General features: G+C 40.3%; 24 protein-coding genes. 5 read left to right on the forward strand and 19 right to left on the reverse strand.

The window, feature by feature from the left end:
- Positions 1–23: 23 nt before the first annotated feature.
- The 3 genes from ACXADT_RS18835 (at position 24) to ACXADT_RS18845 (ending at position 2,131) form a co-directional block, all read left to right on the forward strand.
- The gene (locus ACXADT_RS18835) at positions 24–959 is read left to right on the forward strand and encodes a hypothetical protein (RefSeq protein WP_474832338.1); all 936 of its coding nucleotides are present in this window, start codon (positions 24–26) and stop codon (positions 957–959) included.
- 175 nt (positions 960–1,134) lie between these two features.
- Positions 1,135–1,341, forward strand: a complete 207-nt coding sequence (locus tag ACXADT_RS18840; protein ID WP_270181149.1) for a zinc ribbon domain-containing protein — start codon at positions 1,135–1,137, stop codon at positions 1,339–1,341.
- Positions 1,342–1,396: 55 nt separating this feature from the next.
- A complete protein-coding gene (locus ACXADT_RS18845; protein ID WP_474832339.1) occupies positions 1,397–2,131 on the forward strand; it encodes a potassium channel family protein in 735 nt (244 codons plus the stop codon).
- A gap of 78 nt (positions 2,132–2,209) precedes the next feature.
- Here the strand turns inward: ACXADT_RS18845 and ACXADT_RS18850 are convergent, their stop codons facing one another.
- The 9 genes from ACXADT_RS18850 to ACXADT_RS18890 all read right to left on the reverse strand — a co-directional run bounded on the left by ACXADT_RS18850 (position 2,210) and on the right by ACXADT_RS18890 (position 9,754).
- Entirely contained in the window at positions 2,210–2,995 is a 786-nt protein-coding gene (locus ACXADT_RS18850) for a sulfite exporter TauE/SafE family protein (protein ID WP_474832340.1), read from the reverse strand.
- Between the two features lie 52 nt (positions 2,996–3,047).
- The gene (locus tag ACXADT_RS18855; protein WP_270181146.1) at positions 3,048–3,275 is read right to left on the reverse strand and encodes a sulfurtransferase TusA family protein; all 228 of its coding nucleotides are present in this window, start codon (positions 3,273–3,275) and stop codon (positions 3,048–3,050) included.
- Positions 3,276–3,294: 19 nt separating this feature from the next.
- On the reverse strand, positions 3,295–4,428 hold the full coding sequence (locus ACXADT_RS18860; RefSeq protein ID WP_474832341.1) for an MBL fold metallo-hydrolase: 1,134 nt from the start codon (positions 4,426–4,428) through the stop codon (positions 3,295–3,297).
- Positions 4,429–4,449: 21 nt separating this feature from the next.
- Entirely contained in the window at positions 4,450–4,848 is a 399-nt protein-coding gene (locus ACXADT_RS18865; protein ID WP_270181144.1) for a DsrE/DsrF/DrsH-like family protein, read from the reverse strand.
- A 24-nt stretch (positions 4,849–4,872) separates the two neighbouring features.
- Positions 4,873–5,445, reverse strand: coding sequence for a sulfurtransferase TusA family protein (locus tag ACXADT_RS18870; RefSeq protein ID WP_474832342.1), 573 nt, complete (start codon positions 5,443–5,445; stop codon positions 4,873–4,875).
- A gap of 13 nt (positions 5,446–5,458) precedes the next feature.
- Positions 5,459–5,758, reverse strand: coding sequence for a rhodanese-like domain-containing protein (locus ACXADT_RS18875; protein ID WP_474832343.1), 300 nt, complete (start codon positions 5,756–5,758; stop codon positions 5,459–5,461).
- A gap of 476 nt (positions 5,759–6,234) precedes the next feature.
- Positions 6,235–7,143, reverse strand: coding sequence for a collagenase (locus tag ACXADT_RS18880; protein WP_474832344.1), 909 nt, complete (start codon positions 7,141–7,143; stop codon positions 6,235–6,237).
- A 192-nt stretch (positions 7,144–7,335) separates the two neighbouring features.
- Positions 7,336–8,694: an SLC45 family MFS transporter gene (locus ACXADT_RS18885; RefSeq protein WP_474832345.1), complete on the reverse strand. Its 1,359-nt coding sequence runs from the start codon at positions 8,692–8,694 to the stop codon at positions 7,336–7,338.
- Between the two features lie 286 nt (positions 8,695–8,980).
- Positions 8,981–9,754, reverse strand: coding sequence for a metal-dependent hydrolase (locus ACXADT_RS18890; RefSeq protein ID WP_474832346.1), 774 nt, complete (start codon positions 9,752–9,754; stop codon positions 8,981–8,983).
- A gap of 457 nt (positions 9,755–10,211) precedes the next feature.
- Here ACXADT_RS18890 and ACXADT_RS18895 point away from each other — a divergent pair, with 457 nt between their 5' ends.
- The gene (locus tag ACXADT_RS18895; protein ID WP_474832347.1) at positions 10,212–10,589 is read left to right on the forward strand and encodes an iron chaperone; all 378 of its coding nucleotides are present in this window, start codon (positions 10,212–10,214) and stop codon (positions 10,587–10,589) included.
- A gap of 82 nt (positions 10,590–10,671) precedes the next feature.
- On the opposite strand, the gene ACXADT_RS18900 is transcribed toward ACXADT_RS18895, so the two are convergent.
- The 7 genes from ACXADT_RS18900 to ACXADT_RS18930 all read right to left on the reverse strand — a co-directional run bounded on the left by ACXADT_RS18900 (position 10,672) and on the right by ACXADT_RS18930 (position 18,155).
- A complete protein-coding gene (locus ACXADT_RS18900) occupies positions 10,672–11,505 on the reverse strand; it encodes a hypothetical protein (protein ID WP_474832348.1) in 834 nt (277 codons plus the stop codon).
- Positions 11,506–11,704: 199 nt separating this feature from the next.
- Positions 11,705–12,793, reverse strand: coding sequence for a serine hydrolase (locus ACXADT_RS18905; RefSeq protein WP_474832349.1), 1,089 nt, complete (start codon positions 12,791–12,793; stop codon positions 11,705–11,707).
- A gap of 57 nt (positions 12,794–12,850) precedes the next feature.
- The gene (locus ACXADT_RS18910) at positions 12,851–13,333 is read right to left on the reverse strand and encodes a DUF1643 domain-containing protein (protein WP_474832350.1); all 483 of its coding nucleotides are present in this window, start codon (positions 13,331–13,333) and stop codon (positions 12,851–12,853) included.
- Between the two features lie 450 nt (positions 13,334–13,783).
- On the reverse strand, positions 13,784–13,942 hold the full coding sequence (locus ACXADT_RS18915; RefSeq protein ID WP_474832351.1) for a hypothetical protein: 159 nt from the start codon (positions 13,940–13,942) through the stop codon (positions 13,784–13,786).
- A gap of 263 nt (positions 13,943–14,205) precedes the next feature.
- On the reverse strand, positions 14,206–15,243 hold the full coding sequence (locus ACXADT_RS18920; protein ID WP_474832352.1) for an HNH endonuclease: 1,038 nt from the start codon (positions 15,241–15,243) through the stop codon (positions 14,206–14,208).
- A gap of 172 nt (positions 15,244–15,415) precedes the next feature.
- Positions 15,416–17,836, reverse strand: a complete 2,421-nt coding sequence (locus tag ACXADT_RS18925) for a DEAD/DEAH box helicase family protein (protein WP_474832353.1) — start codon at positions 17,834–17,836, stop codon at positions 15,416–15,418.
- Entirely contained in the window at positions 17,829–18,155 is a 327-nt protein-coding gene (locus ACXADT_RS18930) for a pyrophosphohydrolase domain-containing protein (protein ID WP_474832354.1), read from the reverse strand. Before ACXADT_RS18930 ends, ACXADT_RS18925 begins: the two co-directional genes overlap by 8 nt.
- Before the next feature lie 76 nt (positions 18,156–18,231).
- Between ACXADT_RS18930 and mutT the strand changes: the two genes are divergently transcribed.
- Positions 18,232–18,624: an 8-oxo-dGTP diphosphatase MutT gene (mutT, locus tag ACXADT_RS18935; RefSeq protein WP_474834589.1), complete on the forward strand. Its 393-nt coding sequence runs from the start codon at positions 18,232–18,234 to the stop codon at positions 18,622–18,624.
- Here mutT and ACXADT_RS18940 read toward each other — a convergent pair.
- From ACXADT_RS18940 to ACXADT_RS18950, 3 genes are all read right to left on the reverse strand, one after another.
- Positions 18,613–21,783 (reverse strand): DUF3427 domain-containing protein, encoded by a 3,171-nt coding sequence (locus tag ACXADT_RS18940; protein ID WP_474832355.1) that lies wholly within the window; start codon positions 21,781–21,783, stop codon positions 18,613–18,615. The two genes, mutT and ACXADT_RS18940, sit on opposite strands and share 12 nt — an antisense overlap.
- A gap of 165 nt (positions 21,784–21,948) precedes the next feature.
- Positions 21,949–22,332 (reverse strand): hypothetical protein, encoded by a 384-nt coding sequence (locus ACXADT_RS18945; RefSeq protein ID WP_474832356.1) that lies wholly within the window; start codon positions 22,330–22,332, stop codon positions 21,949–21,951.
- Between the two features lie 97 nt (positions 22,333–22,429).
- Positions 22,430–23,311 (reverse strand): DNA adenine methylase, encoded by an 882-nt coding sequence (locus tag ACXADT_RS18950; RefSeq protein WP_474832357.1) that lies wholly within the window; start codon positions 23,309–23,311, stop codon positions 22,430–22,432.
- Positions 23,312–23,361 lie beyond the last annotated feature (50 nt).

Genomic DNA, 23,361 nt, shown 5'->3' on the forward strand with positions numbered 1-23,361 from the left:
TCATTAGAGAGGAAGAACTTTTCATGAAACGTTGGCTGCTCGGTTTTACAATCGTCTTGATGTGTTTCCCTATTCATTCAACTGCAACGGCTAGTACCCATAACGATGCTCGGTACGGATCCTGGATGTGGGATGCCTCCTACATGTACAACCAGGACCAAACATTTTTCGGTGAGTTAGACGCGCTCGAGATCGACACGGCGATCATGAACGTCGGGTATGACCCGAACCTAAAGGCGCACGTGCTACAGTCAAAACCTGAAAGCTATGATTCTTTTATCCAGACGCTGCATGAACAAGGGCGAGAAGTCGAAGCGCTTTACGGCAATTCCGACTGGGCGCTAGATGCCTACTACTGGCACTTAAGAAAGAATGTACAAATCGTACTCGATTACAACCGTGACTACTCCAACCGGTTCGATGCGCTCCATCTCGATATCGAGCCTCATACGTTTGCAGACTGGGAGCAAAACAAAGAGTCGTACTTAACACAGTACTTGGCGAACTTGAGAAAGGTAAGGAATTTAATCGATCAGCATAATATCGCTGCTTCAGACTCGCTTCGGTTAGTCGTCGTTGTTCCATACTGGCTTCACGACTACAAGTTTTCAGATGGACGCAAGTTCCTTCCGAAGCTATTCGGTATCGTTGATGAAGTTGCGGTCATGAATTATACGAGATTCAACAGTGTTTATATTGATGCAGGCGTAGAATTTTTGAAGGCAGCTGAGGCTGCAGGTAAGCAAGTCTCAATAGGTTCCGAGTTTTTAAGTGGTACGCCTGAGCTAGACTGGATCTCTCTGTCTTCCTTCACGCGTGCTGAATTGAACGATTACCTGAGCAATGGGTACAGCGTTTTTCACACCTATGATAGCTTCAAGCAGTTTAACGTTCATACCTTTGAAGCATACAAAGAGTATATCGAGACACATCCTGCGGGTGATCCTGAATCACAGTAAGATAAATTAAAAGGACCTTCATTGCGAAGGTTCTTTTTATGTTCTAGACGCTTACGATGTTTTCATAGACAGGTAGACGCTCTCCACTTCATGTTAAACTAGACCTAGAACATAGGTTTTTCTTCCATTAATGAAAGAAAGCTTAGTTTTGATTAGTAAAAAGGAGTTGTTGACTATGAGCGAAAAAGGCTGTATCAAATGCGGAAGCACCGATGCTGGGGAGAAAGAAGTGGCGATGACGGGAGCAGGCGTTGCCAAGTTTCTCGATGTACAAAACAATAAATTCAAGGTCGTGTACTGCAAGAACTGTGGATACTCTGAATTCTACTCGAAGGACGCCTCGAAAGCTGGAAACGTGTTAGACTTTTTCTTCGGCGGTTAACTCATTGTAATGCCTCACCTAGAGTGCTCTACTAACGACCATAACAAACTGTGAGGTGATTTCTCTGATCGACTTCTTTAAACGGTACATCACTTCGAATACTGCCGGAAGATTACATATTATTTATGAGGTCACGCTTGCATCTCTCGTGATCTATTCCATTATTGTGGATACGAACTACAGCTTAGACTGGTTCATCTGGGGGATCTTTGTGATCGATTACTTCACTCGTCTTATCATTAGTGATAACAAGGTTGAATTCGTGAAATCGAATGTGTTGGAATTGATCGCTATCATCCCTCTAGGCGAGATCTTCCAATCCGCACGATTAATTCGCCTCTTCCGAGTGATAAGACTGCTTGCGATCATCAAGAAGCGGAAGTCGTCCTTGAACGAAGTGTTCAGTCGATTGAACATCGACCGCTACATCATCCTTCTCATCGCATCGATGTTCATCGCATCACTCCCGATGGTGTGGTTAGAACCTGCCTTCGAACATTATGGGGATGCATTATGGTGGGTAATCGTTACGACGACGACTGTTGGGTATGGTGACCTTTATCCTGTAACGGGTATCGGTCGAATCATCGCGATCTTCTATATGCTTGTCGGGATTTCATTGATCGGGATCGTAACGGGTACCGTCGCTTCCTTAATTACAAAACAGAAGAAGACGACGCTGCCTCCAGAACTCGAATACGTTCATAATAAGATTGATGAGTATCCGGTACTGACGGATGAAGATTACGATGAGATGGTAAAGCAAATCAAGAAAATGAAAGAAGGATAGCGCTGCGCGCTATCCTTCTTTTCGTGGTGCCTGTCACCTGTCGAATCTTCCTAGTGCCTGGTACCTGTCGAATTATCGTTACATAAGGAGTTCCATCCAGATCTTGATCGCGGTTCCTAAGATCAAGAGCGCGAGGATCACCTGCAGGATCTTTGTATTTACTTTCTTCCCGAAGTTCGCTCCGAGCGGTGATGCGATCAGACTTGCGACGATCATCACAATCGCAGGAATAAACAGCACCTGACCTGTAAACACCTTACCAGCCGTCGAACCGATGGAAGAAATAAATGTGATCGCAAGCGATGATGCGATGGTCATGCGGGTTGGAATCTTCAGCACGAGCAGCATGATCGGCACGAGAATAAACGCACCTGCTGCGCCGACGATTCCTGCACCGATTCCAACGAGAAACGCAAAGAATGCAGCTAACCATTTATTGAAGGTTACCTCATCCAAAGGCTGGTCGTCGATGCCCTTCTTCGGAATGAACATCATGATCGCAGCGATTGTCGCGAGGACCCCGTAGACAAGATTGACGCCATCATCACTCATGAATTTAGAGCCAAATCCACCGATAAAGCTCCCGATCAAAATGCTAACACCCATATAGAGTATTAACGTCTTGTTTAAATAACCGCCTTTTCGGTATGCCCAAACGCCGCCGATGGTGGCGAATAGCACCTGGACGGCCGAGATCCCCGCTACTTCATGCGCCGTGAATGCAGAGAGTCCGAGAAGTGCTGGGATATAAAGCAGCATCGGATACTTGATGATCGATCCACCGATTCCTACCATTCCAGATACGAATGAACCGATGAAACCAATTAGAAAGATGACGATTAAAAAATAAATGCTATAGTCCATGTCCGTTCACCTTCTTATTGAAATAAGGACCGTTCAAGGTCCTTATTTCGATTTATGCTTTTTTAATCCAGAATTTCAGTACGCCGTCTTCTTCCGTATCTTGAAGAAGCTCATGGCCACCGGATTTCACCCATGCTGCGATATCGCTTTTTGCGCCTTTGTCTGTAGCATGGACTTCAAGTACGTCACCAGAGTTTAGTTCCTGGATGCTTTTCTTTGTCTTAACGATTGGCATTGGGCATGCGAGTCCTTTTGCGTCTAATACTTTTGTTGATTCCATTGTCTTATCCTCCTTACGTTTATTCGTGAACCGCACAGCGGTTTGGTCCAATTTCCATTTCACGTTGTTCTTCATCATCAGGGGTAACTTTACCCATGTTTGTTTTTCTGATTTCTTCATAAGCGTTAGGCTGTGGCGGGAGATTATCCGTCACCATACTTCTAAACTTCTCTTCATCCTCAACCTGTAGACCTTTGTTCTTCTCATAAAGTTCACCAAGGCGCGCAGATACCTGTCCGCCTTCTCCTAGTTCGCTTGAGAACGAGAAGTGTGCTGGGAGAACAATCAAATCATCCGAGAGCTCCTTGTAACGACTGTATAGCGTGTTACGAAGATCGCCGACCCAGTCTTCAGCTTTACCAGCAAGGTCAGGGCGGCCGATCGATTCGACGAACAGAATGTCACCTGTTAAAAGATACTGATCATCGATGATGAGTGACGTACTTCCGATCGTATGCCCAGGTGAATAGAGAGGCTGAACCTTAACCGTTGTATTTCCGACTGTAATATCGTTGCCTTCTTCAAGCGGCGAGTATTCGTACGTTACTTCTGTCGCATCCTTTTCAGGAAGGTGGTATGTTCCACCAGCCTTTTCTGCTAGGTTGCGTCCACCTGAGATATGGTCTGCGTGAAGGTGAGTGTCGATCGTATGCTTGATCGTCACACCTTTTTCTTCTGCGAATTTCTCATACACATCGATCATACGGTTCGCATCGACGATTGCAGCTTCTCCGTCTGACTCGATGAAGTATGAAAGACACCCTTTTCCTAGACGAACGAATTGATAAAGGCTTCCTCCGCCGTTAAGGTCTGCGATTTTCGTTGGTTCAAGGTGCTCACTCCATGCCTTCATTCCACCTTCAAGGGAATAAACATCTGTGAAGCCAGCTTCATCGAACATCTCCGCAACCATCTGAGATGAACCGCCCTTCGCACAGACAACGATGATTTCCTGATCCTTGTCCAATTTATGCTCCACATCTTCAATCCCATCAAGAAGGTTGAAATATGGCTCGTTGATCACGTGCACACTTCCGCCTTCAATTTTCCAATCATCGAATTCATCCGTGTTACGAACATCAAGAATTGTTGTCTCTTCATTCGTCACAACTTTTCTTGCGATTTCTTTCGTCGTAATATGCTTTACAGCCAAAACAATAATCCTCCTTTATTCTTAGAATGTTAACGAGATGTTAGCATCCTTCGCATATTCGATATATGATGCAGCACCGCCTACTTCGATGCCGTCTACAAATTCATCTTTTTCAAGACCCATAACGTCCATCGTCATCTGACATGCGATTAGTTTGATGCCAAGTTCTTGTGCAATGCCAACAAGCTCTTCGATCGACGGTACGTTAGTTTTTTCAAAGCCTTCTTTGAAATGCTCTTTTCCTTCAGGAATAGGCAGGTTCTTGTGTCCTTCTTTGTGAATTAAGTTCAAGCCTTCAAATGTAAAGAAGATCCCTACTTCTGCGTCAGAAGCTGCCGCTGCTGTTGCAACGTTGAATACTTTATATGCATCGAAAAGACTTCCGTTTGCTGCGATAATCGCTACCTTTGTGTCTGCCATTTTAAAAATCCTCCCATAATAAAATTAATTATTTGTTTCAGTCGGTCCCTGCCATTCTTTCATTCCAGGAACAATGTTTTTTACATACTGATAGCCTTTTTCACTTAGCTTTTGTGCAGCTAAATCACTTCGGCTTCCCGTACGGCAAATGACGTGGATGTCATCGTCTTTATTCAACTCTTCAAAGCGTTCTTCCAACTCCCCGAGGGGTATATTAATTGCGCCAGGAATATGACTAAATGCATATTCAGCAGGCTCACGAACATCAAGAATCGAAATGGTTTCATCGCCATCGATCTTACTTCGGAGACCATCTAAATCGAGTACATCCCCATGCTTCTTCTCTTCAGATGTCTCTGCTTCGCTCGCCTTTCTGATGTAATGTTTTAGCACGTCACCTTCTTCTACGGTTCCTAAATACTGATGCCCGGTAGATTCTGACCATGCTTTGATATCAGCTGTTGAACCCTTATCCGTTGCCTGAACCTCGATCACATGACCTGGTTCAAGGTTCTTGATCGCCTTCTTCGTTTTTACGATCGGCATCGGGCATGCAAGGCCCTTTGCATCAAGCGTTTCATTCGCTACAAGATTCATGCTGAAATCCTCCTTATTTTTCTACGTCGTCTTTCCACTCGAGCATACCGCCCGTCATGTTCTGAACATTGTAGCCCTTCTCTTCAAGGAACTGATAAGCTTTCCCACTTCGACCGCCAGAGCGGCAAACCATAATATGCTCTTTCGATTGATCGATCTCATCCAAGCGATCTTCCAGTTCTCCTAATGGGATGTGCGTTGCACCAGCAATCTTACCTTGAGCAACCTCTTCATCCTCACGCACGTCGATGATGCTTACATCCTCATTGTTCTTCACTTTCTTCGCTACTTCTTCTGGTTTAATTTCCTTCATCATTCGTACCTCCTTGAATTCGTAGTATTACCTTGTAATCTCTTTTCATAATTACCCTACGGGGTATAAGAAAAACTAAAAATTTTTTATCACTTTTCTGTCGACTACGATGCAATTGTATACCCCGGTGGGTATATTGTCAAACGCAGTAGTTCTACCACTTTCTAACTAAAATTGGATTCATCACAGCATTTTCACTTTTCCTAATACCCTCTTAAAGCTAGATTACTGCAATCCGCTTTAAACCTACCAGGGTACATGAGGCATGGTTTTTCTTGCGATTTACAGTTGTTATTTTATACCCCTACAGGTATATTGTCAAACAGAGGTGCTTGTGCCTATTATTGCCCCATCAATGCTTTCAGTAATGCTATAACCCGTATGGGTACTGAATAAACATCATTTTATAAAAAAACTCAAAGCTTTATGCTTTGAGTTTGTACACTATATAAATAATTGTATAAAAGGAAGACGTACTAATTGATATCGTTTGTATCATCTTTTAGCTTCTTATATAAATCACCATAAGACAATCCAGTTATGGTTTCGAAGCTTTGTTCAAAATCACCCGATTCACTCGTCGCGTCGATGATCTCTTTGATCACTTCTTCCCCATTTTCTTCAATCACGTACGTAACGGTGAAGTAGCTCTGCCTGTACACGTCTGTCATCTCTCTTGCCCCTGCTTCTTCCCACTGTTCGTGAGTGATGAGCTGATCGAACGGGACGAGTTCATAGTCCCACGTTTCTACGTTACTACCTTTGTTCGCTACATAATCCGCTACGCCCTCTTGGAACCATAGTGGATAGAAATGCAGCCCAGCGTTCGTCACTTCTACTTTACGATCTAACGCATAATGCGTGTATTCGTGCAGAATCTTACGTTGAAAATGATAAAGCGCTTTTTCATTACCTTCTACTACGCCCTGTTTGTCATCAACGAGCACACCAATCATCATCGCAAAGCGATCATAGAAACCTTCCACGTGACTCAATTCACTCAATCCATTAAATTCTTCTTCATTCGTAAACAGAATAAGGTCGACGTTTCTCTCATCCACTTCACCGATTAACGCCTTCGTTGTCGTTCTTGCTTGCTTGAGTGTATCTTTTACGAGTGGAAAGAGATCTGTATCTTCATCTTCTACATAAATCGTGACGTCCCTATCTAACATTTCGTCCCTCGACTGCTTTGCTTCCTTCTCCAACTCCCCATCGAAGTTTAACGTAACGATCGCTTCAACGGCATGATAGTAGGACACAGTCTCACCCGCACTCTCTTCGATGAAACTATGAATGAAGAAAACGGCAGTTCCTACGAGTAGCAGCGTGAGTGTCAGAACACTTGAGATAACGATTAGCGTTATTTTTAAAGTTGCGTTCATAGGTACCCTCTCGTCCATTTTATATGTGTAATCGTACCATAATTCAGAGGGACACGGGGACAGGTTCACTGTCCCTCTCACCTGTTACATCCACTGGGACATGGAACCTGTCCCTCCGTCCCTACATACAAAAAGAGGATGCAATCTGCACCCCCTTTTACATTCATTCTTTATAACCTTACTCCATAAATCCTACTTCGCATACGTCTCCTTAATCACCGGTACTGACAGCGCCCCAAGAACAAGCAAGATTCCTGAGATCAAAATCATGAACGGCATGGAAGAACCGATCAGTGGGAATAACACGAAGCTTAATAGTGAAGCGATAATTTGCGGCAAGCAAATGCTTCCGTTAAACAGGCCAAGGTATGTACCCATGTTGCTTCCCTTCAAGGCGTTCGTTAAGATCGTGAACGGGAACGTCATCATCGCTGCCCAAGCGATTCCGATCAGTGTGAACGAAATAACTAATGCCCATTGATCTTGAATGAAGAAGACCGAGCCAAATCCGATTCCACCTAGCAACAAGCTGATCGAGTAATACGGCTTTCTCTGATTGTTTGGAATACGCGCCAACACGAGCGACCAGACAACTGCGCCGATCGATTGAACCGCTGTCATAATACCGAACCAGTTCCCTGCATCTTGATACGCGGGGCTTGACGGATCACTTGTATTCCACACGTTAAGCGCAATCGCGCCTGTTCCGTACGTCCATAGATACTGGAATCCCATCCAACAGAACAACTGAACGAGTGTGATTGTCCAGAACACTTTTGGAGCGCTTCCAAGTAATTTGAAAAAGTTTACTTTTTCCTTCGTCGATTCCTTTGTAATGCCATGATACATCGCATACTCATCTGGGTCATACTCACGCACTTTGATGACTGTGATCAAACTACATACGATGAGGATCACCGCACCAGCGTAAAATGAAATAACAACAGACTGTGGCACGACGCCTTTAGGTGCACTATTCGATACACCAAGCAGCGTTAATCCAAACGGAAAAATACTCGCGAGTACTGCACCACTGTTTGATAGAAAACTTTGAATCGAATAAGCGAATCCTTTTTGTTCCTTGTTGACCATGTCCCCAACCATCATCTTAAACGGCTGCATCGCCATGTTTGACGAAAGGTCCATAAACAGGATCGCAATCGCACCGAACGTCATCGCCGTAACGGCACTAAACCCAAAACTACCGGAGTTCGGCAATAAACACATCACGATGACCGCAACCACCGCTCCAACTAAAAGATACGGAATTCGTCGACCGAGCCTCGGCATCCATGTTCGATCGGAAAAGTACCCGACTAACGGTTGAACGATTAATCCAGCCAGTGGTGGCAGGATAAAGAAGATTCCTAAATTATGCGGGTCCGCACCGATTGTTTGAAAGATACGCCCCATGTTGGCACTTTGCAGTGAAAATGCCATCTGTACGCCTAGAAACCCGAAACTGATCAACCAGATCGTCGTGATCGGGAGAAACGGCAATTCTTTTTGATACCTTTGGTCATTTGTTTGTTCTACTGTTTCTTGTAGCATGATTTCCTCCTATACGTGCACGAACAGCTGCGAAGTGAAATGTGTTTATTATAGTTTTGTGCAATCGCTTGCATTAAAGATTAAAAAAGTAGGCTGATTCCACATTGATCGACTGACTGCGTGCAATGAATCTATCCTTTTACGTCACTGGAAAATTATACTTTAACAGTATATACCAAAGTAGTGCAGTTAAGCAACCGTTTGCACAAAATTGAATAGTAAAAAAATGAAAAGGTATGTAAAAAGAAGGATAGCCCTGTTGGCCACCCTTCTTCTCTTCCGCCGATCACAGCTCAACTTCTTCCCCGTACCCCATCACGAGAACCTTCGTATTCGTTCCCGCCAACTCATGTGCAAGCTCATCATCTCTCCCCATCATGCTTTGAACAACAGGAAATGCATCCAGCAATTTTTCTAGTGTTTCAGGTTGAGCAGCTGTTTCTTTCGTCGGAAAGGTATGACTCGGAATTACCGTTTCCACATTCAATAGATGTTTCACCGCGTACGCAGCTTCCTTAGGTCCCATCGTAAACTGACCGGATGATGACAGAATCGCGATGTTCGGTTCATACACATCCTGGATCAGCTTCATATCCATCATGAGTGAGGTATCGCCTGAATGATAGACGGTATGGTCATCTGTAAAAGTAAACACATAACCTGCCGACTCCCCAGCATAGATCGGGGTCCCTTCTGTTTCCTTGTAGCTCGAAGTATGCTTCGCCTGTACCATCGTTGCTGCCACACCATCTAGCTGAAGCGTTCCACCGAAATTGAGTGGGTAGGCATTCTGAACACCCTCTTGCATCAAAATCATCGCTAGTTCATACTGCGCCACAACAGTACACTCCGGATTATGTACAAGCAATTTCTCAAGCCCGCTTGCATGATCGAAATGCCCATGCGTCAAAAACACCGTATCGATACTTTTCATAAATTCCTCAGTTTGAAAGTCATCCGGACACCCAGGGTTCATATCAAAGAATGGATCAACCAAATACCGCTTTCCACCTTTACTTGTGAACAAGTACATCGCATGACCAAGACGAGTGAGTTTCATACGAATTCCTCCTTTGAATAATACCTTCAGACTAAAAATCCTATTTCACTTAATAAAACTTCGGTGTGCTTCGATCTAAACCTTCCATCAAATCATAATAAAAAACGCTCAAATTTGTGAGCGTTTCTGGATCGTCCCTTAGTAATTTGTTTGTTCCATTAGATATGAGAATGAACTACAACAACTACTTCTTCTTCCTCCTAAAACTACTGAACGCTAAAAAGAGTACAAAGAAAACAGCAATCCAGAAAGCAGTATCCACGCTACCCCACCTTTTGATCGTTGGTTTACCTTATATACGATTGAATATGGATTTTGTTTCACCACTTCATCAGCTTCTCTAAGATTCCTCATCTTCTCTACTAATAAGAAGACTTCTATGATTCTTTTAAGTAAAATAAAGTACGAGGAGTATTCATAAAAGAATCGCAAAACCTACTGTAAAGGGGGATTACCATTGCAATACGAGGTAGACACACCAGAACAATATTTTGAAGCGCTAGAAGATGATTGGAGAAAAGACAAGCTGCTAAAGATCAGACAGTTCATTTTACAAAACGGACCTGAGCTTCAAGAAGGCATTCAATACAAAATGCTTTGTTACGGCGATGAATCATTCAATCTCTTTCATCTAAACGCCCAGAAATCTTATGTCAGTGTGTATGTTGGCAATGTAGAAAAAATCGAGAATGCCAAACAGCTCCTTAATGGGTTGGACTATGGTAAGGGTTGTGTGCGCATCAAAAAAACTGTGACATTAGAGGACAGCGGGCTTGAGGATTTTATAAAGAAAACGATTGAAACATGGAAGACCGGCAAAGACACATCCTGTTAATTACGTAATAGCTATAACGCTACTGTTATATCGAAGAGCCCGGAATAGCACCATGCCTCCAGGCTCTTATTTTTGGTACTAGCTAGTCACTCTCCATCACAACCTCATCCATCACCATCTCATCTACCCACTCCGAAATCGTAACCGGCAACTTCCCTTTGTACTCTGGATCGTTCGAGTGATAACGAATCACATCAGAATCCGTCACAGCAGCATAAACATACTGCTCGTTGATCATGATGATTCCGCCATTTGAAGCCGCGATTCCTCTCACAAAGCCTTTTATCACTTTTGTTTCAAGTCCATCGTGATCTTCAACTTCCATATAGACATTGAAATTATTTAAATACAGCTCATAGTCGTTCCCAACCACATCTTTAAAAAGTTGATCTTCTGATTCAGAGAGAACGCCTTGCTCGATGAGATCTGTCTCGATCTTCACATCCCCTCGCTCATACTCTCCGTTGAAGAACGTTCCGACACCACCCCAGATCATGCATTCATCACTTTGTTCGATCGTGATGAGGTCCTCTGAAAAATGAAACGTAAGCTCACAATCGATTTCAGACGTCTTGAATGTTGCACTGTCCCCTGAAATCACCGCCTCCCCTTCCATACCCCCAACATTCGCACCTGCGATGACATTCAGCGTGAATCGAAAACGCTCTTCCGTTACGTCTATTATGTTGAGATGTCCCGTGTAATGGAGGATATTCCGAGTCCATTTTCCTGTTAAGTCACCTGGCTTCACTTCAACAGCTGGTTCTAATGTTTCCTCCGCTTCCTCTTCCACTCGCTCATTTTCCTCGACCTCAGACACCGCAGGTACTGATTCATCATCTAAAAACTGATCAACCACAAACCCTCCCACTCCAACTAGTAAAACAATAAGCAAAACAACGAGCGTTTTTTTCAACGACCACTTCCTCCTTCCACCATAGCTCTATTAAAGCTATGTACCTCACCACCGAAAATGCAGGTCTCATGAATTCCAGGGATAAAATAGTTCTTTATACCTTTCACCTCAATCACCTGTTTTACAAGTACCAGTAGGTTTTGTAAGATGAAAGCTACTTCCATCGCAAAAAAGGTGGTCCGGCATAATGCCAGACCACCTAGTTCATATTCCCTAACTTATGAATTGCTCTCTCCCTAAACGCATGATCTTCTACCAACGCCTTCAAAAAATCATGAAAAACATTCCGAATCCACAACAACTCATACCGCTTCTCATCTTGAACGAACACCGAAAGCGCTACAGAATCTTCACCATCACATTGATACATCGCCGAAGTCAGCGTAAACGCCGTGGATCCTCCCTTAAACCAGCGTCGTTTTCCGCTCTCCTCTGCCCCTCCAAGTATGCGGTCAATCAATTCCTTGTCATCGATCGATAAATCATTCGATTCCCCTACTCGCATCATGAAAGTTGCGTATTGCTCTGTGGTTGAAGAAGGCAACTTGTCCATCAGAACGCGCTGAATGGTCATATCGTTGATGGTCGATAATTCCTTAAGAAAAGGTGCAGCCTTTTCGTTCAACACGTTATGTAGCATCGTATTGGCTAAGCTTTCAAATTCATGCTGCTCTATCTCTTTCATTGCCTGGGCAATCTGAGCTTTCTTCAAGCCATACTCAACCTTTAAATAAGCAGGAACCAACATCGCTGAACTGATCGCATAAATCGGTGAATGAGGATTGAGCTCGTACTTCGTAAGCGTGTGATTGATACGATCAGCACCTAATCTATGAAAAAGAAAGTCCGTACACGCATTCGAGCTAAACTGCATCATCCCCTGTGCGATTTGAAACAAGGTAACTTCTTCTCCGATGTTGTGCTCTTTCTTCCATCTTGGATGAGCCCCTCCATCCGTATTTTCGAAATAGAGAGCGTCAAGGTCATCGACTTTCACCTTTTCATCGAGCGTCACGTTCTTTTCTCTTACCGCTTCAACGAAGTTGATTAGGTAGATCAACTTAACGGTACTGGCGAGCGGCATTCCTTTCGTTTCGTTGAAAGTGAGCAGCTTATACTTATTTTCTAGTAACGTTACTGAGCAGGCGTCTCTGTGCTCCTCGATGTAGGTGAGGAGGTCTTCTTTCGTTTTGGATGCGTTTTTCTTTTTTACGAAAAGTAGCATAAGTATAGGGGTAATGATGAAGAGAATCAGCACCCCTACAATAAGTGTGAATAGTAGTTTCATGATAAACTCCTTTTTATCTGTGAACATAAAACAGAATGTTATTAGCTTGATGGTGGATTAGTAACGAACCCATTGCCTTAAAGGTTCTGTGCGTTTCACGTAGAGTGGGTGTCTCGGTGCTCCGCTTTTGGTTGTTCCGAGGCACCACAACCGAGCATCTGCTTGTTGAGCTAACCGAATAAAATGGTCTACTCGTTTCTTCCTTGCATTCACTCCCCAAGCACATATAATATCTTTGTGTTCTAGTAATAGGTTCATTAAGTACTGATTATTTTCAATGCCAACCGGGTCATCGTGAACCCATAGCTCTCTTGGCTTTGTCGCTCGCAGTGCATATAAATTTGCAACTTTTATTCCAGCATACCCCCAATCTCTACCAAACCTTCTACACCGTCTAATTGTTGGGTCATCTTTTTCAGCATCTGCGGTTGAAGGGTTTAACATAATGAAAAGTGCTGGACCGAATTGAGGCTGTTCTACTTCAGAAGGTCGTTCAAGAACATATCGATAACTTCCACAGGAACTTATAATTGCTCCCATTTTATCCTCCTTTGAAATGTACGTAACCCCTTCAACGTACTCATTCACACCTCCTCACGTCTCACAATCAATACCCTAAGCATCATCACCTGGTTCGTCGCTATGTTCAGAGCCTTCATTCCTATTAAATATCAAATTTACATTTCCTGTTAGTTAAGTAATTTTACACTCAACCTTATATTCCTTTTTAAAACTTCATTTAATGTTTTGTTACACAAAAAGCCTAGGATAAGCATTTCCTATCCTAGGCTCCTAAAAGATTAATATGATGTGGGTTAAGAGGAATGGGTATGTGCCAGCCTTTCCCTAATTCATAGCGTTCTTCTTTCCCCAGTTTTCTTAAGGCGTTTCTTTAACCAGTAGTTTATTTGTATCCAAGCTTCTTTTTCCACTTCATTCGTTCCTTTTATTATAAGTTAATTATTAACATGTTATAAAAAGAATTCAGGTTCACTCCTGACTTCTCTCATCCTTCTTCATCTTCTCTTTTAACCTCTTAATTTCTGCCTCGTCTTCTTTTATGGCTTTTCGCAAGATATGAATCGTTTCATCTAAATTTCGCAGGATTTCTTGATGACGTTTTCGTATGTCCTCGGATTTTCTCTCCAACAAATTCACAACCTTTTAAGGTATTTTCATTGCTCTTAAGGAAAAGGCATCTAACTACAGTCTATGCATTTATCTCCTTTGATTGGAAAGTATTTTTAACAATTGCAAAACTAAGAGTAGGATCGGTTTGAAGTATACTTGTTTAGGATTAGATCTTCCCTATTTGATTCTGTCGCTTGTTACAAGAATACAATAATTATTGGATATAAATAAAAGAGCATAGCTTGTTGTGGCTATGCAAAAATTGTTCTCCAATAATTAACTTATTTAGTTTCGTAAACTAAGCGCGTATTTAAAATTCGTTCTTTTAACTGATCCACAGAAAGGTACACTCCGTTTTCCTTCCTATGTAGCATTGCATGACAATTTGGACATACTGGAATGAGGTCATTCTCAGGATCAACAACATAATGTTCCCTAATATCGTGAAGCGGCTTAAGATGATGCACATGAATGAAGTCTTTCCCTACATCTCCATACGTTTCTTCAAAGTCTAACTCACATACTTTGCATTTAACTCCATGCTTTTCAATACATCTTTTTCGAGCTATCGGGTTACGTTCATACACATTTACAGTAACACTTTTACGCTTACCTTCTTCTAATTCTTCAGGGACTTCATCCGGGAAATAGTCATTGGTCATATCTCTATCAAAGTAAGACATAATAAAGTCACAAAGCTCTCCATGCAGTTTCATAGGTCCTTGAAGATTACCTCTAAGCCCATGATTACGCAATTGCTCAAGGGAAAGCTCATCACTATCTACCTCATCTAAAATTCTAATACGAGTCCAATCTGATTGTTTAGCGTCCTCTAACTTCTCTTTATTTAACCAGAATTTCTCGTTATAGTTAACAGATTCTATTGGGACTTTACCTTGGACTACCTCAACTTTATATCTAACCTTTTGAAACGCCTTTGATATATAAAAGAAAAAGATATCGCCATTTTCATATTTAGCAGATCGTTTCCAGTCAATTTCGTCGTGACTACTAAAAGCACCTTCCAAATCAAAGTCACTTGGGTTTGCTGAAACTAACCAAATACGACGAGCATTTTTATGATCGCTTTCTTCAAGTTCTGAGCGACGTTTATACGCCAATGATTCAGGAGCTATGAATCGATATTGGTCATTTTGATGTGAATATGGAATACTATAAGCATAGCCGCGTTCAATAGGATCGTAGCATTTATATTTTGATATGCTAAGGTGCTCTGCCAGAAATCTAGCTGCATCTTGGATACCCTTTGCTTCGAACAAAACATCATCATTTTTTATAATCGTTATAGGAGTAGCCACGTAGTTACCTCTTTCTTCATAATATTTTAGATTGTGTAATAAGTTATTCTTCAACCATTCTACCAATTATTTCAAAAAAACTTAATCACGCAATCTATTATTCCACCAAGCAAAAAGGAGTTTATCTTTTTTAAGATAAACTCCTCCGCCTCTTCCAGAGCCAAATAATTTTTTACTTAGCCTTCCTTTCAAAATGCTCATGTAAACGGTATTCACATATCTCTTTCGTCCATTGATACAAGTAACGATTCTCTTCATCTGAAAAATTTAAATTAAGCTTAAACTCGTTATCTTCGAAAGACACTAACCCCTTAGAATTACTGCTCCATTTGGTCATAGGCATAGTGGCAATGAGCCTACTAACTTTTGCTTCATCGTATTCCCATAATCTCTTTGAGCCTTTATCTGAGAAATCTATCTTTTTACGATACTCTTTCTTTGTAAGGTACTCATGAAAATAAGGTGCTACTTCATTAGGGGTTACTGGCTTTAGCCAGTCCTCCAAACCTCTACTTAACATATATTGAAGGACGATCATTTTATAGCTTTTCGACATGTTTGTTTTCTCTACCTCATGTATCCAGCTGCCTTGCTCTTTATAGACGGTTCCTTCTGTTTCAGTAAGCTCTCCAGCCCACTTTAAGAAGCCAACATAGGACTTGAACTCCTGCTTATAAGCTTTGCTGTCTTCTTTACCGTAGAGGTGTAATTCGTAATACGTGGGTCGCCGCCCCATTTCTAACTTCAAATCACGAAAAGCTTCCAGCAACTTTTCTTTACGAGGCTGTCGTTTACGACTCAGTTCTTGAAGTAGATCTACAACTTTTAAATCCAGATTCAACTCGCAATTGGCTGGAACATCAGGTTGAATATTAATATTACCTTTTGTAGAGGAAGGATTAGTATCGAATAAAGAAAGTTTGATATCTGCATTACGATAGTTCCCTATTAAATCGATAATGTTGCAGTGTGACTTACCTTCGAATAGTCTCAGGCCTCTCCCAACCTGCTGAGTAAATACAGTAAGGGACTCCGTTGGTCGTGCAAACAACAACGTATCAACTGGAGGAATGTCGACACCCTCATTAAAAAGGTCTACTGTAAAAATGATTTCAATCTCACCAGAAGCTAACTTTTTAATTGCATCGCTTCTCTTGTAATCAGATTGGGAATGTAAGCTAATAGCTGAGTAACCTCTCTCACTGAAATAATTTGCTAGAAAGACTGCTTGCCTAATAGAAGAACAAAATCCTATTGAACGAGATTGTTTATGCTTCAGCCAAGCATCTAATATTTTCTCAGTTAGTTCCTCCTTCAATTGAACCTGCAGCAACTCTTCCTTATCATACTTATTTCCTAACCAAGTGATACTAGCATAATCCGTCTCATCATAAACCCCGTAATAACGAAATGGCGTTAACCACTCCTTCTCAATAGCCTCTGTAAAATGCATCTGGTAAGCGACATTACCATCGCACAGCCCATATACATCCTTACTATCCATCCTGTCTGGAGTAGCTGTTATCCCGAGTAAAAAGTCTGGGTTGAAATAATCAATAATTCCCTGATAGGAACGAGCCGCTGCGTGATGAAACTCGTCTACTACAATTAAGTCGAATTCATCAGGAGAAAACTGATGCAGATTCTTCTTCTGTCCAATAGTAAAAACTGAAGCAAACATCATATCTGCCATCTCTTTTTGCTTACCATTGTATATTCCAGTAGTACGTACCGGAATAACATGTTTAAACGAACTCTTTGCCTGATATAAGATTTCTTCACGATGCGCCACAAAAAGAATTCGCTTAAATGAACGAGCAAAAAACGCAGCAAGATAGGTCTTCCCTATCCCTGTTGGTAAAACTACCATTGCCCGAGAATAACCTTCATCTAAGGTTGTATCCAGCGCTTCAAGTGCTTCAACTTGAGCTGGCCTAGGTGTTAACTTCTCCTCGGCTTGAACGTTATACACACCTAGGCTTTCTTTTATTGAGGAATTTTCAACTGAAGTTCCCAGAGTCATATCAACTTCTTCTAATTTAGTCCAAGTATCTTTTAGTTCTGGATGCTTGAGATGATAATGTGAATATCGGTCTTGATACAACTCTAAGGTTTCTTTGTTTAAAGGCAGCGTGTTGTCATGATAAAACGTATGTAAGAATTGATCTTCTGCTTCTTCATAGGTAGAAGGAGAACTACTCTCGGGCAGGTAGATATTCCACTCAATTCCACCTGTAAGAGCTGATCTCGAGAGATTAGATGAGCCAACTAGAAATGCTCCTTCACCTTCCTCTTGACCGAATATGTATGCTTTCGGATGAAAAGAACGACCGTTACTTTGATAAAGTCGAACTTCAATACCTTCCAGTTCAAGTAGCATCTCTAGAGCTTCCGGTTGAGTAATATAAAGATAGTCTCCAGCGCATATCTTAACATTTGCTCCCTTATCAAGAGCTGACTTCAAATAAGGATAGAGCAACTCAACACCTGAACGCATAATGAAGGATGTAAGAATATAAATCGAATCTGACCGTTCAATCTCAGGAGTTAAAAATTCGTATAATCTATCTGTAATTAATTTAATATTACTCATCTTCAACATCGATTAGAAAGATTTTTTTATCGAACCCTCCGCGTTTATCTTTCTTGTCTTTTCGTACTTGTTCAAGCTGATTTATAGACGAATTGTGTACTGAGGTTAACGAGTGAATTAATTCTAATATGTCTGCGAGTTCTTCGATAGAATCATTGTCTTCAATTGCTTCTAAGTATTCTTGAAGTTCTTCTTTTAGTTTTAATTGGAGCTCTTTCTTGTACTCTTTCTCGTTTAGAATTTTAGAAGTGTATTCTTTTCCTGATGCTTCAATGATTTCAGGGATTCTATCTCGAATGAGTTTGTTGTAAGTTGGCATAATTATCCACCCTTCGCATTTTAAGATGATTAAATGATAATATAGAATGAGAAATTGCAAAAAAGGAGTTGCTGTCATTATGAAAAAAGTTAACGTAGTCGGTGCTGTAATACGAAACCAAAACAATGAAATTCTTTGTGCATTAAGATCTCCAACTATGTCACTACCAAACTATTGGGAGTTTCCTGGTGGAAAAATTGAAGATGGAGAAACCCCTGAGGAGACACTAGTACGAGAAATCAATGAAGAATTAGGCTGCGAGATTACAGTCACTCAAAAAATTGAAGAAGTCAGTCATGAATATCCTTCTGTACTTGTAAACCTAAGTACATATGAATCACAGATTATTAGCGGTGAGCCGCAAGCCAAGGAACACGCTAAACTGCAGTGGGTAACACTGGAAAATCTTCGTTCTCTTGACTGGGCTCCGGCTGATATCCCTACAATTGATAAACTGCTATCTAATTAAATCGATGAACAGGTCTTCTGGCACGGGATGGTGGAGCTGCCACTTGATATTCATAGGCTTGTCTCCATGACTGGAAACATAATCGACTTCTCCTAGATACGTAAATGGCAACGTCATTCCGTGCATACTATCAAACTTTCTAACAAACAAGTGAATACGTATACCCTTCTCTTTATGATAGATATAGGCTTGTCCCACTGAAGAATTGTGAGAAGTTTGATTTTGACTTTGCCAATGAAAGTGGTTCTGATCAATAAAGTAATCTTTGTAATCAAGATGGTCTGACACTTCTTCATCTTTATTTAAATTAATAAATAACAGATAGTCGTTTCCTACTTTACTAACACCTTCACGCCACGATCCTTCTTGTACTCCCGCTTGAAACAAGAAGATTAAATCATTACGCGTATAGTTTTGATAGAGAATAATTCGTTCTCCTTCTCCTAAAAAACGCTCCGGTTTGAATGTACGCCTAAACTCAACTATTCCATACTCAACCCGCTCCATAAGTTGCTTATACATAACCTGATTTCTTAAAGAATTACATAAATCCTCATCCAAAACAAAAGAGCCATTATCTACAGTTCCTATTTTGTATTTATGCCTTTTATACTGTTGCGTAAGCTTTACCATTGCGTCTTCTATTAGAGTACGATGCTTCTCTTCCTCTAGTTCTAAACCGAACCTTTTTTTAAGCACTTGCAATACTACAGTCTGAGTTACAAATCTTTTTTGTGTAGCAGCTTCTATAATTGCCAACTCATATGGCCATTTTATTGGATACATATTTTCTATTCTTTCGAATAGCTCACTTACTTGCTTATTTTCTAAGACAGCCTGATCTATATCAGTTAAGTCCTTCATTTTCTTTTTGGTGTTTACCCATGAGTCAAACTTTCTAATGAAGAAGTGAAGATTTGGAGCACTTTCAGAATATAGAAAGTCAATCACATCAGGAGATCTACCTAGCTCTCTCTTAAACTGTGCATAAAGGTTATTTAACATTGCAACTAAGTCCATTCGAATGCTATCAATTCTCTCTAAGATTCGCTTTTGTGAGACTTGATCTAAATCGACATATGACGCCCCTGGAAGATCTGCGAATTCATGCTGAACAGCAATGCGAAGGGCATCCTTATCAAATGCCTTTGAACTTGTTTCTCCAGCTAAAGCTAATGGCACAATAAACGATTTTTGGTAGTTTCCAATGAAATCTAAAATCGTAACAAAGTCTTTTCCTTTTACCTTGCGCAAGCCACGACCCAACTGCTGAATAAATACGGTTGAAGATTCAGTAGGTCTTAAGAACAAAATAAGGTTTAGACGCGGAATATCTACGCCTTCATTGAAAACATTCACAGAGAAAATTATTTGTAGCGGATCGGTATCATCTTCTAATCTCTTAATCACTGACCTTCTCTCTCGAGCAGAATCTTGTCCTGTTAATACCGTCGTTACATAGCCTCTGCGATTAAAGGATTCACTCATAAACTTCGCATGTTCTATCGTTGCACAAAAGCCTAACCCAATAAGACGGTCTCCATCATAGCCATACCGTTTTATCATTTTATCGACATAATCAACGCGCTCATTCGTTTTCAATGCCTTTACCAGCTGGCGCTCATCCAATAATCCATTACGAATGTTAATCTCATTGTAATCAACAGTATCATCTGCTAATCCAAAATAATGAAAGGGAGCCAATAGTTCAGCCTCAAGAGCATCACGTAATCTTATCTCATAAACAACATTATAATCACATAGTGCTAGCACATCACGACCATCCATACGCTCTGGTGTTGCGGTTAATCCAAGTAAAAATCCAGGCTTAAAATACTGGAGAATTCTTAAGTACGTCGGTGCTTCTGCGTGATGAAATTCATCAACAATAATGTAATCAAAATCATCTTGTTCGAATTGTTGCAGTGCACTCTCAGTATGGAGTGACTGGACAGTACTAAAGAGAAACGGTTTATTTATATCCTTCTCTCTTCCTGTTAACTTCCCACACATATTATCAGAATTAAATACTAATTCAAACGTTTCCTTTGCACTATCTAACAACTCTTCTCTATGAGCTAGAAACAACATTCTCTTCGGTTTCATCTCATGTACATCAAACGCTGATAAAAAAGTCTTACCTGTACCTGTCGCCGCGATAACTACACCTTTTTGATGTCCATTTTCCCGAGTTTGCTTCAAGGCTTGTAATGCTTTTTTTTGCATATCATTCGGCTTAATATTTGATCGATAAGAATATTTAAAAGAATCCTCACCCACTTGAGAAACCTGAAATGTTTGCAGATTATTTGTTTTCTTTTCTTGTAAACCTATGTACTGTTCATAACGGTTTAACAACGTTTCAGTTAAAGCATATGACCGCTTATCTTCCCAGGCATCATGAAACTTCTCCATAGCTTGCCTAAAAATTGGTAGATAGCTAGTGTCTGGGATTTTAACATTCCATTCGTGTCCATTTGTCAGAGCAGCTTGTGATAAGTTTGAAGAACCTATAATGCCAGTATGAAGACCTGATGCTCTTTCAAACAAATAGGCTTTCGTATGAAAAGATTCTTTTCCAGAATCAAATATTCGGACTTCAACATTAGGAAACGCAAGGAGCATGCGAAGCGCTTTTGGTTCCGTTATATTCATATAGAATGAGGTTATTATCTTTACTTTTACACCTCTGTTGCATAATTCATTCAAAGACCGAATCAGCAGTTGCAATCCAGACCATCTAATGAAACTCACCATAAAAAAAGCTGAATCAGCTGTTAGCATCTCAAACTTCAATGACTTAAATAAGTTTTGCATTCCTTGCTTATCGTTTGATAAGAGTTTGATCGAAGATAATTGTTGATCATCAAACTCTGGTATCTCTTGGTCATCGTACCGATAAAGTACGTTCGTAAGTGGAAGTGCAAAGTTTTCGTCTTTATTACCCATAACCTTTATAACTTTTTGCGTAAGTTTAATCGCTTCTTCTAAATCTCCATCTTGTAACATATCTTTAAATTTCCGTCCAATTGCGAGTGCACTTTGATGGATTAACGACTCACTATAGTCATTAGGTGAAACTGTATATTGTTTTTGGTTATGCGGATAATCTTTATTTGCTCTCTTAACTTCTTCAAAAGTACCTGGATTTAAAGTCATATCTTGTCATTCCTTATTAAAAAAAATTATTATTTATTTTTAAGAATACATCTTCAAGAAAGTTTTTTTCCAATAAAACTTTCATCAAAATTAATATTATTTACGTAATCATCTAAAAATTTTCATTTGAATTTATTCGATTAAGCTATTCTGATAAACTATTCACTATACTGTCCAAGCTTCTTTTGTTTTCTTAATTTTCAGACAAACGTTCTTGAGTAACTCCAATTCTTTCTCGTCAATCAACCTGGAATGAGCTAGTTTATTCCTCGTATTTAATAATTTCTTCAAATCTAAGATAAGTTGATCGCTAAAGTAACCTTTCATCTCTGGTAAATTAATAATAATAATTAGCTCATAAAATTCCATTTCAAATAAATTCTTGCTTAAAATCTTCATTTTATATTTTTTTCGAGTGTTGTGCTGCCAATTAGCTCCAAAGTTCATTTCTAGTATGTATGCACCTAATCTTCTTAAATTATTTTCAATTAAGAATAGACATAGGTAGCCATCTCTCATACGGTGTAACTGTGCTAAGGAAAAATCCATACTTGCATCACACCTTCAGCATGTATTCACTAAGTTCTTTATATATTTTACTTATCAAAATAAAAGATGAAGCTAAAATGCTTCATCCCTTAATTTATCACCAAGTTAGTAAAAGTCGATCTTGCACATTCTCGTTTAACATAGTTTGCCCCTGCCTCTGAAGTCTATTAATCATGGAGACTCCACAGTTAACATAAGCCTCCCTTTCAAACAATCCTTCAGGTAAACTTAGTTCTGAATCGAGTGTTCCTGATTTACGTTTTCCATTGATAGATAGTATTACCTTAGCTCCTCTAGCTTTACACTTTCTTATTTCCTCATATAACTCGTTTATATTAAATGACTGTGCTCCATATATGATCGTCTGACTATGTGTATAAGGTGGATCACAATATACCAAATCACCTTCTCCAGCAAGGCTCATGATGTTCTTATAATCCGATTCAAAGAACATTGTGTTTTGCACAAGTTTATTCCATATTAATACTCTTTTTTCAAATTCATCTGGTGATATTGGTTTGTGAGGTCCGATCGGAGTACTCATATACCCATCAGATTTTCTAAACCTAATAATACCTGAATAGCAAGTCCTAGTGAGTAATAAGAAATCTAACGGACTCCGTTTTTTGTTAAATCTATCTCGTATCTCTAAATATTTCTCGCTTCGATTTTCATTGTAATTTTCAATGTGCTCGCGATAATAATTTATTAAAATTTCAGGATCAAATTTAACATGATTAAATATCTGAATGACAGGACCCAAGACATCAGAAGCTATGGCTTGTTTATACTTAGTTGAAGGAGTTAATGTATTATTGCTTTCTGCTAATGTAGCTAATACTGCTCCACTACCAAGAAAAGGTTCAAAATAAGTATTGATATTTTCAGGCATATAACCGAGAATTTCATTAGCGAACCTATGTTTATTACCTATCCACTTTAATAATTGTGGTACCTTTGTGTAAGTTGTAGTTGTCATATAGTTACCTCTCAATTCAATATTCAAATTCATTATAACAGATGTTACTT

Source organism: Anaerobacillus sp. ABR4_321, from assembly GCF_056158505.1.